The 19,621-nt window shown below is 62.5% G+C and carries 12 protein-coding genes; 10 read left to right on the top strand and 2 right to left on the bottom strand.

Going from position 1 to position 19,621, the window contains the following annotated elements:
- Positions 1-7: 7 nt before the first annotated feature.
- Positions 8-1,597: a glycosyltransferase gene (locus WD012_RS03380; RefSeq protein ID WP_339562384.1), complete on the bottom strand. Its 1,590-nt coding sequence runs from the start codon at positions 1,595-1,597 to the stop codon at positions 8-10.
- Positions 1,598-1,674: 77 nt separating this feature from the next.
- On the opposite strand from WD012_RS03380, the gene WD012_RS03375 reads away from it, so the two are divergent.
- Together WD012_RS03375 and WD012_RS03370 are read left to right on the top strand one after the other, a co-directional pair.
- Entirely contained in the window at positions 1,675-2,901 is a 1,227-nt protein-coding gene (locus WD012_RS03375) for a glycoside hydrolase family 5 protein (protein WP_339562383.1), read from the top strand.
- 696 nt (positions 2,902-3,597) lie between these two features.
- Complete coding sequence (locus tag WD012_RS03370; protein WP_339562382.1) at positions 3,598-5,223, top strand: aminotransferase-like domain-containing protein; 1,626 nt, start codon at positions 3,598-3,600, stop codon at positions 5,221-5,223.
- A gap of 1,047 nt (positions 5,224-6,270) precedes the next feature.
- Here the strand turns inward: WD012_RS03370 and WD012_RS03365 are convergent.
- Positions 6,271-7,593, bottom strand: coding sequence for an amidohydrolase family protein (locus WD012_RS03365; RefSeq protein WP_339562381.1), 1,323 nt, complete (start codon positions 7,591-7,593; stop codon positions 6,271-6,273).
- Between the two features lie 157 nt (positions 7,594-7,750).
- Here WD012_RS03365 and WD012_RS03360 point away from each other — a divergent pair, with 157 nt between their 5' ends.
- The 8 genes from WD012_RS03360 (at position 7,751) to WD012_RS03325 (ending at position 19,505) form a co-directional block, all read left to right on the top strand.
- Positions 7,751-9,442 carry a PucR family transcriptional regulator gene (locus WD012_RS03360; protein WP_339562380.1) on the top strand — a complete coding sequence of 564 codons (1,692 nt, stop codon included), beginning with the start codon at positions 7,751-7,753 and terminating at the stop codon, positions 9,440-9,442.
- A 349-nt stretch (positions 9,443-9,791) separates the two neighbouring features.
- The gene (locus WD012_RS03355) at positions 9,792-11,144 is read left to right on the top strand and encodes an MFS transporter (RefSeq protein ID WP_422614349.1); all 1,353 of its coding nucleotides are present in this window, start codon (positions 9,792-9,794) and stop codon (positions 11,142-11,144) included.
- A gap of 73 nt (positions 11,145-11,217) precedes the next feature.
- The gene (locus WD012_RS03350; protein ID WP_422614355.1) at positions 11,218-11,958 is read left to right on the top strand and encodes a creatininase; all 741 of its coding nucleotides are present in this window, start codon (positions 11,218-11,220) and stop codon (positions 11,956-11,958) included.
- 1,043 nt (positions 11,959-13,001) lie between these two features.
- Complete coding sequence (locus tag WD012_RS03345) at positions 13,002-14,654, top strand: ABC transporter substrate-binding protein (protein WP_339562379.1); 1,653 nt, start codon at positions 13,002-13,004, stop codon at positions 14,652-14,654.
- A 171-nt stretch (positions 14,655-14,825) separates the two neighbouring features.
- The gene (locus tag WD012_RS03340; RefSeq protein ID WP_339562378.1) at positions 14,826-15,821 is read left to right on the top strand and encodes an ABC transporter permease; all 996 of its coding nucleotides are present in this window, start codon (positions 14,826-14,828) and stop codon (positions 15,819-15,821) included.
- On the top strand, positions 15,821-16,804 hold the full coding sequence (locus WD012_RS03335; protein WP_339562377.1) for an ABC transporter permease: 984 nt from the start codon (positions 15,821-15,823) through the stop codon (positions 16,802-16,804). Before WD012_RS03340 ends, WD012_RS03335 begins: the two co-directional genes overlap by 1 nt.
- Positions 16,801-18,411 carry an ABC transporter ATP-binding protein gene (locus WD012_RS03330; RefSeq protein WP_339562376.1) on the top strand — a complete coding sequence of 537 codons (1,611 nt, stop codon included), beginning with the start codon at positions 16,801-16,803 and terminating at the stop codon, positions 18,409-18,411. The genes WD012_RS03335 and WD012_RS03330 overlap by 4 nt, the downstream gene beginning before the upstream one ends.
- Complete coding sequence (locus WD012_RS03325) at positions 18,408-19,505, top strand: peptidase C39 family protein (RefSeq protein ID WP_339562375.1); 1,098 nt, start codon at positions 18,408-18,410, stop codon at positions 19,503-19,505. The genes WD012_RS03330 and WD012_RS03325 overlap by 4 nt, the downstream gene beginning before the upstream one ends.
- The last annotated feature ends 116 nt before the right edge of the window (positions 19,506-19,621 follow it).

Genomic DNA, 19,621 nt, shown 5'->3' with positions numbered 1-19,621 from the left:
CACGCTGTCACTCCGCGGCCCCGCCATCGGACGCGTCATCGCGGCCAGCGTCCCCGGCACCGGCCGCACCAGTTGCACCAAGGGCGGCAGCCGCGTCAAGCGCCGCATCCACATCATCGTTCCCGGCATCAGCCGCCCGTCGCGCGGTATCCACCGCCTCCCGGGTTTCGGCCTCGCCACGCGCTGCAGCGTCCCGAATTCCCGCAATCAGCGTCTCGCCGGCCTGCAGCCCGCCCATGGCAAGCCGTTCGAAATCCGCGGCCGCCTGGTCAATCATCCTCTCGACAGGCTCGGCTTTCGCTGTCAGTTCGAGCTTCGCGCCTTTGCGCGTGAGGCTGGAGTCCACGTATCCCTTCAGCGCCAGAGTTTCTGCCAACCGTGTCGCCGACACGCGTCCGGCGTCGAGATAATCCTGCAACGCCTTGAAATCAGCGGTATCACCGCCGTAGTGCAGGAACACGATGACCCGCACTTCGCCCAGATCCATACCGAACTGCGTGGCAATACGTTCCAAATACCTGTCCAGTATCCGAGACGCAAGATGTGCCGCGATGAACGGATTGTCACGCATGCCATCGGGCATAATCAGCGGAAGCCGTTCCTCGCCAAGCCGCTTGGTGCTGGGCAGAGCGGGATTCGCCGAACCGTCCGACGCCCACGCGATCAGATACCGGTAGACGCTGGCCCGCTTGCGCGCGAACGTATCCTCGTCGTACACCTGGCGGAAGAACTCGGTGTAATAGTCGAACACATAGCGCTTGATCCGCACGGTTTCCGAGAGCTTCATCGCGTGGTTCACCAGCGACCCCTCGGTTTTCACGTAGTAGTACATCGGCACGTGAATCGGGTACACGCTCGCCGCATACACCATGTAGTCGAGGTTGAAAATGAAATCCTCACACCAGCTGACACTCGTGTCCATACTCACCCGATGGTCGCGGATGATGTCACGCCGGTACAGTTTGTTCCACAACACCCCGAAGTAGAAATCCGCGGGATCCTTGAGCAGTTCGTCCGCGTACTCCTCGCGCGAAATCACGCGGTCGATGCCCGTCAGCCCGCCCTTGCGGGACGTGCCCTCGCCGACCACACGGTAGAAATCGGCGATGACCATGTCAGCCCTGCTGTGTTCCGCGGCGCGCACCAGCAGTTTGGTGGCGTCTTCGGTGATCCAGTCGTCCGCGTCGAGGAACTGGATATAGGTGCCGCGGGCGAGCGCCATGCCCTGGTTGCGCGTGTCGGACACGCCGCTGTTGGGCTTGTGGATGACGCGGACGCGCGGGTCTTTGGCGGCATATTCGTCGAGGATCGCGGGCGAATCATCATGGCTGCCGTCGTCAAGCGCAATGAGCTCGAAATCGCGGTATTCCTGTCCGAGGATGCTGTCGATGCAGCGTCGCAGCGCGGCGGCGGCGTTGTAGACCGGCACGATGATGCTGACGGTTGGGGCGTGCGAGCTCACAACAGCCGTGGACGTTTCATCCGCACCTATGACCTGAAGCCCGCCATCGGCTTGCGTTTCACCACATTGTCCTGCCTGTTGTTCCATATCCTGCCCGCCTTCGGCCAGCATCGCCGGCTTGCTGAGTTTCGTCAATCGCTGATATCGCCTATTATCGCGCGTTTTCGCGACGCCCCATGTATTACAGTGAGGGAAAAAGACGGGAGCCTGCGATGAAGCGATTACCTCTGCAACGGTTGTCTCCGCCTCGGCGCGCCACTACCGCGGATACAGGTGCCGAGCCTGGTGGCCTCGCCCCGATCCGCGGCGTGAACCTCGGCAACTGGCTGGTCCTGGAGAAGTGGATGGAGCCGGCATTGTTCGAAGGCTACCGGGCCGAAGACGAGGACACGCTCGCGACGGTCGCCCCGAAAGGCCAACTCGCACAACGCATCCGGCATCATCGCGACACGTATATCACCGAACAGGATTTCCGTGAGATCGCCGCCTGCGGCATGAACCTGGTGCGTCTGCCGGTGCCGTACACCGTGTTCGAGTCCGAGCCGCCGCTGGGTGGCGCGTGGCGCTACGTGGACAAGGCGATGGCGTGGGCGCGCACGTATCATCTGCGCGTGCTGCTCGACCTGCATACCGCGCCGGGCGGGCAGAACGGCTTCGACAGTTCCGGACTGATCGGCGCAGTCACGTGGCATAAGAAACCGCAGAACGTGGAGAAAGCCATCACCGTGCTGGAAGGACTCGCCCACCGCTACGGGCATGATCCAGCCCTGTTCGGCATCGAAGTCATCAACGAGCCGGTCAGCTGGCCGGTGTTCTTCTCCAACCGCAAGAAACTGGTGGCGCGCAACCCGAAAGACAAACGGTATTCCAGCTACGTGCCGATGAGTTTCCTGCGGCAGTATTACCGCGCGACCTACAAGCGATTGCGGCGCTACCTGCCGGACGACAAGGCGATCGTGTTCCACGACGGATTCCGGTTCGGTCTGTGGCGGGACTTCTTCAAACGCAACCAGATGACGAACGTGTACGTGGACGCGCACGTGTACTTGTCGGCGGCCGAGCGGATCGCCCGGGTGCACAGCCCGTGGGCGTACCGGCTGTTCCTGCGCTGGCAGCGGCGGCGGATCCGCAGCATGCAGCGCGTGGTGCCGGTACTGGTCGGCGAATGGTGTGTGGAGAACGAGTGGGCGAAGAACCTCGACCCCGGGGAAATGGACCTTGACCAGTTCGATGACGCGCAACGCCGCCGGTTCGCGCATGTCACGCGCATGCAGCTCGACTGTTTCGGGCAGGCCGCGGGGTGGATGTACTGGTCGTGGAAACTGGAGCCGTCGCCGCACACCGCGCCCGACGCGCTGTGGAAGGAATGCTGGGATTTCCGGCGGTGCCTGATGCACGGGTGGCTGCCGGATATGGCGGCGCAGGGCGACGGGGAGTGAGCGGACGGACGCGGGACCTGCCAACAACCTGCCGCCGTGCAACCGGATAATCACACGACAGGCAGATAGCGAGACGACAGGAGCCGAAACCGTCAGTAGCCCTCTGCTGTGCGACTGGACAGTCACACGACAGGCAGATAGGCAGCTGGTCAAGACACGATTCGCCGGTATCTGCCCGCGGTGCGACCGGATAATCACACCGCAGAACGATACCGACACAACCAAGACCAGACCAGTACAAACCAGCCCGCTGTGCGACTGCACAATCACACGACAGGCAGATAGGTGGCCAGTCAGGGCACAACCCGCCGACACCCGGCCGCCATGCAACCAACCAATCACGCCACGGACCGATAACGAGACAGTCTTGACCGGAACCTCCAGCACTAGGCCGCCATGCGACACACCAGTCACACCGCAGACAGATATCAAGACGCGGAAAGCCCCGCGCACCGGTATCGTCACACCGTGCGACCCGTCAGTCACACAGCGGGCCGATTCACAACAACACCTGCCGCCAACCATCCTCCCATCATCCACCTGTCACCCCAACTGTCCACCCACCGCCCACTCGGCACCGCGCACGGTCAGTCCCAGCTAGAATGTCGCGCAAGACATCACGCCGGAAACTGAAAGCCCAAACCAACAAACCAACAACCACAAGCTAACAGCCGGAGGAAGGAGGGCCGCCGCCGCATGCCAATCACACTGAACCGCCACAGCAGCGTCCCGCTGTACCGGCAACTGGTCAACGCCCTGCGCGAAGACATCGTCTCCGGCGCGCTCGCCGCGAACTACAAGCTCCCGCCCGAACGCGAGCTCGCCGAACGGCTCGGCGTCAACCGCGCGACCGTCCTGCAGGCCTACCAACAACTGAAATCAGAAGGCCTGATCGCCTCGCACGTGGGGCGCGGCACTTTCGTGTGCGCGAGCGATGACCGGCAAGGCGGCGCGCCACCCTGGCAGATCCTGTTCAGCGATTATTCGAACCGATTCACCTATCATGACATCGCCGCCGCCGACCAGGCGCAGCAGGCGCCCGACGCCATCGATTTCGCGACAGGCTCGCAGAATCCTGCGGATATCCCCGACGATCTGTTGCGCAGCGTCAGCATCCGCGCGTTCGAATCGGCGGATTTCCACACCACACAGGAGTCCCCCATCGAAGGTTTTCCCCAGCTGCGTGAACTACTCGCCGACCATATGACACAACGCGGCGTGCGCTGCGACGCCGATAACGTGATGGTGCTGTCCGGCGCTGAACAGGGGCTGGACCTGTGCGTGCGCGCATTCGTGAACCCCGGCGACTGCGTGCTGGTCGAACAATCCACGTTTTTCCCCGCATTGCAGGCCTTCCGGTCCGCGGACGCGCGGGTGATCGGCGTGCCGATCGACGAGCACGGCATGCGCACCGACCTGCTCGACGGGTATTGCAAACGATTCCACCCGAAACTGATCTTCACCATTCCGACCTTCCAGAACCCGAGCGGCGCGACCATGCCGTTGCGTCGCCGGCGCGAACTCGTCGAAACCGCGATGCGCTACCAATGCCTGGTCATCGAGGACGACCCATACGGCGAACTGTGCTACAGCGGACATCTCGCCGGAACAATGGATACGGGTGACCGTAGCAGGATCGACAGCATTGGTCATGGTGGTGTCAGTCATGTCGGCGACATCAGTGACATGGGAAACAGCGGCGATGCGAGTGGCGCCGGCGATGCGAGTGGCGCACCTTCCCAGCGCCCCCGCGAGCTGACTCCGCTCAAAGGCATGGAGAACGCGGGCTACGTGATCTACCTGTCAACGTTTTCAAAGACAGTGACACCAGGGCTGCGAACCGGCTGGCTGGTGGCCGACAGCCATGTCATCGCCCGAATCGCGGCACTGCGGCGGATGATCGACCAGCATACGAGCTCGTCATCGCAACTGATCTGCATGGAGCTGCTCAGCAGCGGGCGTATCAGCCGGCATATCGGGCGATTGCGCAAAATCTACGGGCATCGGCGTGACCTGATGCTTGATGCCTTGCGACAGTACGCACCGGACGGGATGCGCTGGAGCACGCCGTTGGGTGGCTACTACCTGTGGGCGCGGCTACCGGACGGCCTGCGCGCCGCGCGATTGCTGGATGACGCCCGGCATGCGGGCGTGACGTTCATGCCCGGCGACATGTTCGCGGTTGACGAGGACGACAGCAGTCATATCCGGCTGAATTTTGTACGGCCTGATTCTCGGCAGATCGCGCCGGGGATTCGGTTACTGTGCGACACGATCGCCGAGGCGGCGCAGAGCGCGGATGAACGCGGCGGCGAGCGCTAGACGCCGGGACATTGACCTGACGGGCCAGACTAGGCTGCGACCAATCATGTCTGACTGCCGACGTCACAACGGTCGCAACGCGATAGTCACAGCTACGATGGCCGTCACCGCGGCAGTCACCACCGCGACAGCCGACAAGCCGGGTGGCAGTGCTTGACTTCAACAGCCTGCGATCCGCCATTTACGTATGCCGGGACATACGCAAACCGACGGACCTACCAGTCCAGGCCGTAGGCTCTCCGACATCTGTCGCCTTGCGCATACCGGGACACACGCAACCGAACGTATCCCGCACCCTGTCCGCCGAACCAGGGACATCGGATGACTTTCGCATGCCAAGACATACGCAACCCGGCGGACGCATCGGCCAAACTCAGATACCAGCCAATTCTGACGACTTACGTATGGCAGAACATACGCGACAGGACATATCACCGCCATCAGTCCGCAGACTCCTCGATACCGTCATCTTGCGCATGCCGGGACACACGCAACCGACGATATAGACGGCGGGCGACGCACCACCGATATGCATCCGGGCAATTCCGCATGCCAAGGCATACATGGCAGGTGGTATCGCAGCGCCCAGCCACTGCGCTGTCGTGCGTTTGGCGGTCTACGTATGTCTTGGCATACGCACAATCGATGTCGCCGCCCACCGCGTGAGCAGTATGACAGTTATGTGTGAGCGACTCCTCACACGGACACGCCCAGGGTCATCACACCGGCCCAATCCAGTCATAGCGGCACCGGTTGCGTGAGCCAATCCTCACAAAGACACCCCTCACGACAGCAAACTGACGGATTCCGGCCGTTCCAACCGCCACCATGTGAGCGACTCCTCACACAGACACCCTCAGGTCCGCCGAATCGGGCAGATTCAGCCAGCCCAACCGCGTCAGTGTGAGCGGCCCCTCACAAAGTCACCCGTCAGCACAACAAAACAGCTGATTCCGGCCGGTCAGATGGCCATCGTGCGAGCGAATCCTCACAAAGAGGGAATCCGTCTCGCTCGCGGCCACCCGTGACCGGCCACAGCACCCGCGCTCACAGCAGTTCGGTCGCGGAGTCCACGCTCGTCGTCGCGGTGAACAGCGTCCGCCCGTCGCGCACGGATCGTAGCACGTCGCAGCGCTCGTACACGGCGTTGAACACACTGTCCGCGTCCAGCACCACGAAGTTCGCGGGCTTGCCGACTTCCACGCCGTACGAGTCACGCATGCCGAGCGTGGTCGCGCCGTTGACGGTGAGGAACTTCATCGCGTCATCGATTTCGGGGAAGCTCATCATCTGGGCCACATGCAGCACGTAGTCGAGGATGATCATCATGTTGCCGTTGCCGAGCGGGTACCACGGGTCCTGCATGGAATCCTGACCGAGCGACACGTTGACACCGGCGTCGGTGAGTTCCTTGACGCGCGTGATGCCGCGGCGCTTGGGGAAGGTGTCCTGCCGGCCTTGCAGGTAGAGGTTTTCGGTCGGGGCGCACGCGAAGTTGATGTGCGCGGCCTTGAGCAGCTTGGTCAGGTGGAAGAAGTACGCGTTGTCGGCCGACCCCAGGGAGCATGTGTGGCTCGCTGTGGTGCGGGGGCCGATGCCCGCACGGTAGGCGAGCGCGCTGAGCAGCTCCACGTAGCGTGAGTTCGGGTCGTCGGTTTCGTCGCAGTGCACGTCGATGAGCTTGTCGTACTTGGATGCCAGCTCGACCACAGTGTGCATGGAGCGTTCGCCGAATTCGCGGCACTGTTCGAAATGCGGGATGCCGCCCACGCAGTCGGCGCCCATGCGCAGGCCTTCTTCCACAAGATCCGCGCCGCTCTCGCCGTTCGGCCCCTCGTAGGAGTACATGCCTTCCTGCGGGAAGGAGACGATCTGGATGGTCACCGTGTCTTTGAGCTCCTCCTTGAGTTCGAGGAGCGCTTTGAGCGAGGTGAGGTTCGGGTCGGTGACGTCCGCGTGGGAACGAATGTACTGGACGCCGTGACGCAGCTCCATACCGATGGCCTTGCGGGCGCGCGCCTTGATTTCGTCAACGGTGAGGTCGGATTTCGTATCGCTCCAGCGCTGGATGCCTTCGAACAGGGTGCCGCTTTCGTTGACGGCGCCGGGCTTGCGGGCGGTGAACACGTAGTCGAGGTGCAGGTGGGTGTCGCAGAACGGCGGGGTGACGAGTTTGCCGCCGAGATCCACGGTTTCCACGCCGGTCATGTCATAGCCTTGCGCGGGAAGGCTTGCGGCGAGGCCTTCGCCGATGGCGGCGAAACGGCCGTCTTCGACGAGGATGTCCTGGAGCGGGGCGGTCTGGGCGGCGGTGCTGCCGGGCTGTCCGGTGGCGATGTGGGCGTTGGTGAACAGGGTTCTGGTGGTCATGGTGTGCTCCTTCCTGCTGCCGTGCCGTCGTCTGCCGGTTTGCGCCGGCCGGTACGACGAATCGGGTTCGTAATGTATGTCGCCTATTGTGGGCGCGATGATGCGCGTTGCCGTAACGTGGAGGTGACGTCGCGAAGCCGAGAAATGGACAGTTTGTATGACGCTGACGATGCATGACGTGATGACGGACCCGATGTTCGCCCGTACCGATCCGACGATCGAGGCGGGAGAAGCGGACATGGGCGGCACGGTCCGTTGGGCGTACACGAATGAACGCTACGATATCGCGTCGTTCCTATCCGGCGGCGAACTGGTGATCATCGAGGGCAGTGCGCTGCTCGGCCATATGGGCGACGACGAGATTATCCGATATGTGGACACGCTTGTGGATGCCGGTGTGGCTGGCCTTGCCATCGAACTCGTGGAAGGCGTGCGCAGGGTGCCCAAGGCGATGATCGCGCGCGCGGACGAGCGCGGCCTGCCCGTCATCGGCATGCATCGGCGCATGCCGTTCATCGACTTGTGCCAGTCCATCAACACCTCGATTGTCAAGGATCAGCTGCTGGTGCAGGTGCGCACCGACACGCTCACCACGACGATGCGTACCCGGCTCGCCACGGCCCGTTCCGCGCAGGATGTCGCGAAAATCCTCAACGAGATTTTCGGCGAATCCGTGGCGATTTTCGATTCCGACGGTCTGGTAATCGCGCATTGCGGACCGTCGATTCGCCCGGCAGATGCCAATCATCCCGCGGAGCGGACGCTGGTGCTGGACGTGCGTAAAAACGGCGGTCCGCTCGCAAGTATCGAAATCACCCAGCGCAATCGTCTCGCAGACGGAAGGATTGCAGGCCAAGTTGATGAGGTAATCAGACAGGTGCTGCCCGCGTTCGTGCAGACGCAGCCCCGCAACGCGATGCTTGCCCACGTGCTGCAGGGGCCGGCGAACGGCTATCGGGCTGGCGAGCAGGAGGCCAACGATGCGGCCGCCATGCTGCAGGCGATTGGTTTGAATGACGTGAAACACCTGGTTCCGTTTGCTATCGGCATGGATTCGGTGTCGTCGTCAATCGACGCCGTCTCCCGGTGCCTGTCCGGCGATGGTGAGGAGGATACTTCAGACGAGGACACCGTCGCGGATGTGCTGGAGGGGAGCATGCTTTTCGGGTTGTATGCCGCGGCTGATGGCGGCGACAGCAAGGGGCCTGGTTCAGGCGCAGGATCCGGCTCGGACTTGGATACGGACACGAATCCTGGCTCGGCCTCAGATGCAAATCCGGGCCCTGCCCAAAGCGCCGGTACCGGCAAGGCCGGCAATCGCGGCGATACGGCGACACGACTCAAACGGCGGCTCGCAGATGTAGCCGCGCTGCCCGGAACATGGTGCATATACGGCAGGGCAGTGCCGAGCGTCGGTATGCTGCTTGATGAATGCGGCCTGCTCCAGTTCGCCGCGCACGATGCCGCGGCCATGCCCGGCACCGGTACAGTGACGAATCTGCTTGCCGCAGCGCCGAAACGCCTGCTCGGCATTGAACGTACGCGGGACGCCGCCAGCGCATTGCAGTCGCTGATGCTGGGGGACGCGCTACCGGATCAGGATCCGCTGATACGCACCTTGGAAGCCTGTTTTGATGTGGGAGGCAATATTTCCAAGGCGTGCGAACTACTGGGGATTCACCGTCAGACGCTGTATAACCGTCTGGCAAAAATCACCGGATTGACCGGCATCAGCAAAGAGGACTGCATGGCCTGGCCGTTGCTGCTATGCGCCGCGAAGCTCAAGGTCGCGGAACTCCAAGCTGCGGAACCGGCGGGCAGCAGGCAGCAACCGACGCGCTCCGCATGATGGCGAATCAGGGCAACGGGCATGAGCATAGCAACGCGCAATCACCGCACCAGCAATCGCCACACCAGCAATCGCCGGGAAGCCATGACAGCCACGAACCTGGCGATAGTCACGAACCTAGTAACCGACGCACACGCATCAGTCAAGGCGCCCAGCAAATCATCGGCCCGAATCAATCAGCACGCTTCACCCACGCTCAACAACTGGACAATTTGTCCATTTATCGCTCCGACACCGTAATCACCGGTTCACCATCGCGCAAATCATCCCGGCGATAGTACGAGGCAACGCAAGCATTCCGGCGGACCGCCCCATCGGGCATCACGCCGCACTCGAGAAAGGTCCTGTCATGAGCGCTGCCACGGAATACCAGGTGATGAGCACCTGGGAACGCCCACAAGACGACGAACAGCAGACAATGGTCCGTAAGGTCGCTGTCTCATCCTTCATGGGCAACTTCATCGAATGGTTCGATTACGCCTCCTATTCCTATTTCGCCACCGTCATCGCGACCGTATTCTTCCCGGCCTCGGATCGCACTGTCGCATTGATGCAGACTTTCGGCGTCTTCGCCTTGTCGTTCATTCTTCGTCCGATTGGAGCCCTGTTCTGGGGTTCTTTCGGGGATAAGCGCGGCCGCAAGAGCGCCCTGTCACTGTCCATCATCCTGATGAGCGGCGCGTCCTTCCTTATCGGGTGTCTGCCATCCTATGAGGCCATCGGCCTTGCGGCACCGGGATTGCTCCTGCTGCTGCGCATGGTCCAGGGCTTTTCCGCTTCCGGTGAATATGCCGGTGCCGCGACTTTCCTTGGCGAATATGCACCTTCTTCGAAGCGTGGCATCTACTGCTCGCTGATTCCGGCGTCCACCGCCATCGGCCTGCTCGCCGGCTCGACGCTCGCGACCGTGATGACATCGAATCTCAGTACTACCGCCTTGTCCGGGTGGGGCTGGCGTATCCCGTTCCTGCTCGCCGGTCCTCTCGGCCTCATCGTGCACTACATCCGCACCCAGCTCGCCGATTCACCGGTATATGAGGAAATGACACAGGCTTTGGAGAACAAGGAGAAGACTGCAGCCGATGGCGCGTCACCACTCAAGGTGCTGTTCCGCGACCATCTGCGTGAGCTCATTATCAGCTTCGGTGCCAGTGTGCTCAACGCCGTCGGTTTCTATACGGTGCTGACCTACCTGCCCACCTACCTTTCCGAAACCGTGGGCATGGACACCACCCAATCCTCGACCATCACCACCATCTGCCTCGTCCTGTATGTGCTGCTCGTATTCGGCATGGGGCATATCTCTGATCGATTCGGCCGCAAGAAGGTCCTCATCGGAGCGTGCGTCGCATTCATCGTGCTCACCGTCCCCGCTTTCGCTATCCTGAACACCGGACGGTTCTGGCCGGTGCTGCTGGTCGAGCTTGCCCTGTGCGCCACACTCACCGCGAACGATGGCACCCTGTCCAGCTATCTAACCGAGACGTTCCCAACCAACGTGCGTTTCACTGGGTTTGCATTCAGCTTCAACCTCGCCAACGCACTCTTCGGCGGTACGGCACCATTCATCGCCACTTGGCTGATTTACACGACCAAATCGACGATGTCTCCGGCATGGTACATGGTCGGCATCGCATGCATCGCACTGGTGGCGATGATCCTGTCGCACGAGAATACAGATAAGGACCTCGCCTCCATCTGACAGCGGCCTACCTGGCACGCAATGGCACTCACACGCAACAGACAACACAGAAAGGATCACCATGAGCTATCGCATGGCGGAAATGACCTGGCCGCAATTCGCGGCACGTAAGAACAAGCCGGTAATCGTTCCCATCGGCTCAACAGAGCAGCATAGCCAGCACTTGCCTCTCAGCACGGATGCCATCATCGCCGACCGTATCTCCCTCGACCTCGCCAAGGCGATTGACGGCACAGTCATGCCGACGCTGTCCTACGGTTACAAGTCAAAGCCCCTGTCCGGAGGCGGCCCGCTGTTCCCGGGCACCATCGACATGAACGGCACGACGGTCATCAACCAGATGCACGATATCCTGCACGAGCTCATCGATGACGGTTTTACCAAGATCGTCGTCATGAACGCCCACTTCGAAAACGAGGCGTTCATCGTGGAAGCCATCGATCTGGTCACCCGCGAGACCGGGGGAAAAACAACCATCGTCGAATCAAACTGGTGGGACCCGCTGCCAGAAGAAGTGAACCGCCAAGTGTTCGATGGCATCGAATTCCCCGGTTGGGCCCTCGAGCACGCCGCCGTGACGGAAACCTCCCTCCTGCTGCATTATGCCCCGGAACTGGTGCACATGGATCGCGTCGTGTTCACGGGCAACGCCGAAGCGAAACCATATGTGCGCTATCCCGTTCGCCAAGGCGATGTCCCTGATTACGGCGGACTGGCAGATCCACGAGGGGCGACAGCCGAACGCGGCAAGCTCATTGCGGATGCCTGCGTCACTGAAATGACGCGCATCTGCGAGCGCGAATTCGGGGAGTGACTTTTCTCGCAAGTTCTTTCTTCCACCTCTCTCACCACCACTTCGGCCGGCCCGCACTGGGTGATTACCCGGTACGAGCCGGCTGTTGTGTGAGCCGGGACTCACAAAGGCGCCCCCAGGAGTGTCGAATAGAGCCAATCCAGCCACCGCGATGCCGGTTGTGTGAGCCCAGACTCACACGGACACCCCAGAGACCACTCAATCAGGCCGATTCAACCAGCCCGGCCCTCACTATGTGAGCCGGCACTCACATCGACACCCATCACAGCGACAAGTCAGCGGATTTTAGCCGCCCCGACTGCCACTGTGTGAGCCAATCCTCACACAACAGCCCGCCGGCACGGGGAAACAGCAGATTCTTGCCAGTCAAACTGTCATCGCGTGAGCGAATCCTCACACAACGACACTCGCAGCAATCCACACGCCAGTCCGGAATCACGAAACCGGCCACTGTGTGAGCCAGGACTCACAAAGTCGCGGCTCGAGCCCTCGAAGGCGATTGGCACAACAGCGCGACCCTAGCCGTTCCGTGTCTGTCCAATCACGTATGTCTGGCCATACGCAGGACGGCAGGCCCGTCAGCCGAACCGAAGCATCGGCTGACGTCCGGCGTCTTGCACGTCCCGGGACATACGCAACCAACCATTTGCCGAGCATCCCCGCGGCATCGACCTACATCCGTCGCCTTGCGCATGCCGGAACACACGCGACCCGCGCACCACTCTGGAATCCCCCGCAACGCCACCCCGCTCCGTCACCCCACCACACCCCCGCACCGCCTCCGCCTTCCGCCGACGACAGAACCCGATGCCCCGGCGCGTCGTCTGATATGCTGAATCGGCTGTCCCCAGCGATACGAATTACTTATAGCGAGCGCGAGACCGCTGCCATACCGCCGCACATCGCGCGTGCCGGTAATTTCCCCGTGATGCGGGACGGGAATACTTTGGAGAGCACAACACATCCTGCATGCCTGTATGCAGAACAGCGAGAACAGCGCTTCACGCGAACAGGCACGGAACACGGGAGAAAGGGAGCCAACCATGCGCCACACGCTTCGCCCCGGCGGTACGAACGGTACCAGCCGCATCCGCCACATCAGCCACACCAGCCGACCGGCATTCGTAGCATTCATCGCGGCCATCGCCGCCTTCACTCTCACGCTCGCCGGCTGCGGCTCCAGCACTGCGAAATCGTCAGGCGACGCCGACAAGCTGACGGTCGCCATCTCGTCGGCGGTCAGCACGCTGAGCGTCAACCAGGAGGCGGGCAGCGCGAACTACCAGCTGGCCGCCCTCTACCAGGAGGGTCTCACCGGTGTCGACGGCACGGGCAAGGTCATCCCGGCGCTCGCCACGTCATGGAAGTCCAGCGATAACAAGTCGTGGGTGTTCACGTTGCGCAAGAACGTGAAGCTGCATGACGGCAGCATGCTGACCGCCGACGACATCGTGTACGCGATCAACGTGGCCCGCGATTCGAAGAAATCCCCGGGTCTGTCGGTGTATTGGCCTGATTATGTGCAGTCCGCCGAGAAGACCGGCGACAACCAGATCACCATCACCTTGTCCAGCCCGCACAGCGATTTCCCGATCCAGGTGTCCAACGTGGCAGGCCTGTTCGTCACGTCGAAGAAGTTCTACGATGAGGCGGGTTCGAATTACGGCTCGTCCAAGAAGCTCATCGTCGGCACCGGCCCGTACAAGGTCACCGAGTTCGACCCGTCCAGCCATGTGACGCTCACGAAGTTCAAGGATTATTGGGGCAAGAACAATGGTCCGCAGACGGTCCGCATCGATTTCGTGACCGAGGATTCGACCCGTCAGCTGGCGTTCACCAGCGGCAAGGTGGATGTGTCGTTCAACGTGCCGGTGACGAGTGTCGCCCAGTGGAAGACGAACGGCGGCTCGACCACCGCGTATTCCGACCGCTCCTACTACGGTCTGACTTTCGATCCGAATGTCGCCCCGTTCAACGATATTCACGTCCGTAAAGCCGTCTCGTACGCGGTGGACAAGAAGTCCATCGTCTCCGGCATCCTCAAGGGCTACGGCGAGGTCGCCACGGGTATCGATTCCCCGGAGCAGCTGGCCGGCTGGACCGACAATGACGCGAGCAAGGCCTCCAAGCAGGTGGCCAAGCTTCCCGCGATCAGCTATGACCTGAAGAAGGCGAAGGCTGAACTCAAGCAGTCCTCCCAGCCGAACGGTTTCACGGCGACGCTCACCTACCCGACCGGCTACGCGCAGGTCGGCAAGGCTTCGCTCGCCATCGCGCAGAATCTCAAGGAACTCGGCATCACCATCAACGTGAAGGAGATCCCGCTGGAGCAGTGGCTGAGCGAGATCGGCAACGGCAAGCAGGGCATCGGCTGGATGATCTACAACCCGACCACCCCGCAGCCGAACGAGATCACGTCCTGGCTGCTCGCGGCAGGCGGTTCCGGCACGAACCCGGCGAACTGGAGCAATGCCGAAGTCGCCGCGGAAACCGAGAAGGTCGGCACGTTGGAACAGGAGTCCGACAAGCTGGCGCTCGTGCTGAAGAGCACTACGACCGCACTGGATGAAGACATCTACTCACCGGTTTACTGGGGCAAGTCGGTGGTCGCCACGGCGAAGGGCGTGAAGCTCGCGAAGATCGGCACGTACTGGCTCGGCACGAATTGGGCGGCGGATTTCAGCAAGAACGCGTAGCCTGATACGTGACACGTGATACCAGTTGCCGGAGGCTATCGCATGTGGCTGTCCGGTGACTGATGGCTTGTCGCCCGTGGCGGATTCCGTCGCGGGCGACAAGCCATTCCCTCCGCCCCGACGCTCCGGCGGGGCCCGGTCCAGATGCGCATCGTAACGAAAGGCGGATTTGTGAAAGTCGCGAAGTTCATTGGCAGACGCCTGCTCAATCTGGCGATTCTGCTGTTCGTGCTGTCGCTGGTCACGTTCGGCCTGCTGTACCTGACGAATAGCGATCCGGCGCGCACGCTGGCAGGCGCCAAAAAGGTCAGTGCGACGCAGCTCGCCGCGATCCGCCACCAGTATCATCTTGACGAGCCGTTGTGGAAGCAGTATGCGATATGGCTCGGCAACGCGGTTCATGGGGATTTCGGCACGTCGATCCGCACGCAGCTGCCGGTGTCGCAGATGATCGGGCAGCGCACGTGGATTACGCTGACCTTGGCCCTGATGGCCCTTGCGATCGCGCTGCTCATCGGCTTGCCGTTGGGCGTGATTGCCGCGAAACGGCATGGCACATGGCGTGACGGGCTGATCACCGCGCTGGCCGTTGTCGGGCTGAGCGCCCCGAGTTTCGCGGTCGGCCTGCTGTTGCTCTACGTGTTCGCGGTCAAGCTGGGCTGGTTCCCCGTGTACGGGCTGGGCGACGGGAGTTTCGCCGACGCCTTGCCGCATTTGCTGTTGCCGGCGATCACGCTTGCGGTCGGCTTGTTTGCCGCGGTGATCAAGGTGTCGCGCGCCTCGCTGCTCGAACAGGTGGAGTCGGATTACACGCTGTTCGCGCAGTCGCGAGGCGTTCCCCGCGGCACGATTACCCGTTGGCAGTTGCGTAATGCGGCCTTGCCGATCATGACGTCGTCCGGATTGCTGATCGCCTCGCTGATTTCCGGCACGGTGATCGTGGAGACGACCTTCTCAATCGGAGGTCTGGGCACGTTGCTTCAGGAGTCGGTGACGTTCAAGGATATTCCTGTCGTACAGGCGGTGACGCTGCTGCTGGCGACCGTCATCTGCGTGACGACGGCGATTATCGACGCGTTGTACGCGCTGGTTGATCCACGGTTGCGTCCGAATGGCGGACACCGTGATTCCGCCGACGCGCCGGCGAACAAGGAAGGTGAGGCGTGATGTCCGATATGACACAAGCTTCGGCTCAGGCTCCGGGTTCGGCGCCGGCTCGACCCCAACAGGGTCGGCAGGAACCGGCTTCCCAGCCGACCCGCCCGTCAACGCCACAGTCCACACCACAGCCCGCAACGCCACAGCACCCTCGCCTGTTGCCGCTGCCCGCGCGTATCCGCCGTGCGATGAGCGGCTCGTGGGCCATGCTGGTGGCCACGCTGATTCTTCTGGTCACCGCCGTTATCGGCTTGATCCCATCGTTCAATTCGCAGGCGTTGAAGCAGGATATCGTGCTCGGCGCCGTTCCTGCCGGCACGGACGGCCACGTGTGGGGCACTGACGCGCTGGGCCGTGACGTGTTCATGCTGACCGTCGCCGGCGCCCGCACAGCCATCGCCGGCCCGGTGGCGATCGCCGTCGGCGCGATGGCGATCGGCCTTGTATTCGGCCTGCTCGCCGCATATACGGGCGGCTGGGTGGATTGGCTGATCTCCCGCGTAGTGGAACTCATGCTTTCCCTGCCGACGCTGCTGCTCGCCATTGTGCTCGCCGGCCTGATCGGCGGCGGCTACTGGGTGAACGTACTCGTGTTCACGCTGCTGTACGCGCCCTACGAAATCCGCCTGGTGCGGTCCGCGGCGCTGGCGCATCTGCACGACCCGTTCCTCGATGCCGCGCGGCTGCTGGAACTCAGCCCGGCGCACATCCTCGCCCGCCACGTGTTCCCGGTGATCCGGCCGGTAGTCGGCGCGGCCATGTTCCTCGACATGAGCAACGCGCTGGTATCGCTGTCGTCGCTGTCGTTCCTCGGGCTCGGCATCTCGCCGCAGGCCGCCGATTGGGGCCGGCAGCTTTCGGATGCGCGCGACCAGCTGTTCAACAACCCGATGACCGCGATCGCACCCGGCATCGCCATCATCGTGGTCTCGGTGGCCATGAACATCGTGGGTGATTGGATCACCGCGCGTGCGGATAGGGGTGAGCGATGAACATCAGGAAACGCGGCTCGCAGATTGGCGCACAGCATCATCAAAACCAACAGAACCCGCAGGATCCCGCCATCACGCTTCGCGATCTCAAGGTGCGTATCGGTGACACCGAACTGCTGCACGGCGTCGATCTGGATATTCCGCGCGGCGACACCACGGCGATTGTCGGCGAATCCGGCTCCGGCAAATCCCTCACCGCGAAAGCCCTCGCAGGGCTGCTGCCCCGGTCGGCGAGCGTGCAAGGCTCCTACAGCCTGCTGGGAGACACAGTGGATCTCGCGGGCGGCGAGCGCTCGTGGCGCGTATTGCGCGGCGGCGCGATCGTGTGGCTTCCGCAGGATCCGTTCTCCTCGCTTGACCCGCTGCACACCTGCGGAACACAGATTGCCGTCGGCATGCGTGAAGGTTCCCGTGCCGAGCGCCGCGACCGTGTACGCCGGTTGTTGACGGATGTCGGGCTTGATGCCGGTGTCGCCGACCGTTACCCGCATGAATTGTCAGGCGGGATGCGCCAGCGTGTGGCCATCGCCGCCGCACTCGCGCCGCAGCCGCAGATTCTGATCGCCGATGAGCCGACCACTGCGCTCGACGCGCAGATGCAAAGCGGCGTACTGGACTTGTTGGGTCGGTTGCGTGACGAACGCCAGCTGACGCTTGTGCTGATTACGCATGATCTGGCGCTTGCCGCGGAGCGTGCCGACCATCTGGCGGTGTTCCGCGACGGCAGGGTGGTCGAGACCGGCAGCCGGGACGGCATCATCCGGCATCCGCGAACCGCGTATACGCGCGAACTGCTGGCCGCCCACGCCGGCATCGGCGAGACGGCGCGCCCGGCCATCGGCAGTGCCGTAGTGCGGGCGGACCATCTGGTGAAGCGCTTCGCAGGCGCTTCCCGACCTGCGGTCGACGACGTCTCGCTCGAGGTGCATGCCGGCGAGATCCTCGGTCTGGTGGGCGCCTCCGGTTCCGGCAAGTCCACGGTCGCGCGCTGCCTGGTCCATCTGGAGCGCCCGGATTCCGGCGATGTGAAGTATGCGGATGGCAACGGCGGTATGACCGGCTGGTCGATGCATGTGGCACAACTCGTGTTCCAGAACCCGTATCAGTCGTTGAATCCGACGATGACGGTCCGGCAGACGCTGGCGGAAGCGCTGCACGCGGCAGGCGAGCCGGCCGATGACGCGCATATCCGCCGGCTCTTGGATGTTGTCGGGCTGGAAGCGCAGTATCTGGACCGCAAGCCGGGTACGCTGTCTGGCGGGCAATGCCAGCGTGTGGCCATCGCCCGCGCGCTTGCCCCGCAGCCGAAACTGCTGGTGGCCGATGAGGCGGTGACCGCGTTGGATGCCAATGTGCAACGGCATGTGCTGGAAACCTTATTATCCCTGCGTGATCGCACGGATCTGGCGATTTTGTTCATTTCGCATGACCTTGATACGGTCCGGCGTATCGCTGACCGGATTGCGGTCATGGTCGACGGGCGAGTCATCGAAGAGGGCACCACCGCCGAAGTCATGGACCACCCGAAGCACGAGTACACGCGCAAGCTCATCGCCTCGGTGCCGCAGGCGCTGTCCGCGACCCCTACGACACAGGAACGTCAATGATAAGCGCCGAAGAGAACGCACAAAGCGCACAGAACATGCGAGAAGTCCTGTACCGTGCGATTCCCGTCCCGCAATCGGTAAGCGGCCGGGCACAGGATATTCCCCAGCAAGCCGAGCACACGGACACAATCCGCGCTGCCAATCCCAAGGCGTGTGACGATATCCGCTCCATCTACCTCAAACTGCCGGAGATCACACGTGCCGCACTGGTCCGGGCGCAAGGCGCGTTGGAACGCACGGTGTACACGGCCAGCGATGGCCGCGATACCGCGTTCCTGCTGGGGTATCACCGTCCGCACACCGCGCAGGAGAAGCTGTGCGCGTTCAGCGGCGACGAACGCCTGCGCAATGGGCTTGTCGAGTATGCGGCACTGCACGCAATCCATGATTCGCACGTGGTCACGGTGAAAACGGAGCCGGGAGTCTACGGCGAACAGGCGATGACGACCTGTAACGGGCAATCCTGGCGTCCGCTGGGCGAGTATGAGCATTACCGCCAGACCACGGAGTTCACGTGCGGCCCGGTGTCACTGTTGAACGCCATGCACCGGCTGCATCCGCAAGTGACGGCGAACCGTGTGGACGAGCTGCATATCTGGCGTGAGGCGACGATTGCCGTGGCGTGCGAACCGTATGGCTTGGCGTTGAGCGCGGTGAAACGCGGCGAGAATCCACGCATCGTCGTTTCAAAGACCGGTCCGGTGCTCAATCCAGCGGATGGTGCGATGGGCATGATCGACGTCGCAATGTCACGGGACGTGCAGGAGCATTTCGCGACGGAGGCTTGCACAACCGGCATTCCCGTCGATATCACGTCCTTCACCGCGGCGGATGTCGCGAAGCGGCTGGATGGTGGGCATGTGGCGCTGGTGCTCATTGACGAGCATGTCATGCATGGCGTGACCTGCCCTCACTGGGTGACAGTCACCGGCACGCTGACCGACGGCACGCTGCTGGTCGACGACCCGTGGATTGACGAGCCGTACGGCGAGACGCTTGTCGACGCGTATCAACTGCCAATTCGGCAGGCCGATTTCGACCTCATGATCCACTACGACGAGCCGGCGAGCGCCCAGGCGATGGTCATCCTGTAGCCCGCAATCTGTCACGCAATCTGTGGTGTGGCCAATCCGTGGCCGATTTATGGCCGTACAGTCCTTGCGCCGCTTCCGCCACGAGTACGGCGAAGGCCCGGCAGGACTCGCAAGTC

Origin of the sequence: Bifidobacterium thermophilum (assembly GCF_037482445.1) — a bacterium.
In the GTDB taxonomy this organism is placed as follows: Bacteria; Actinomycetota; Actinomycetes; order Actinomycetales; family Bifidobacteriaceae; genus Bifidobacterium; species Bifidobacterium thermophilum_B.
This window is presented reverse-complemented; position numbering and strand designations above follow the sequence as displayed.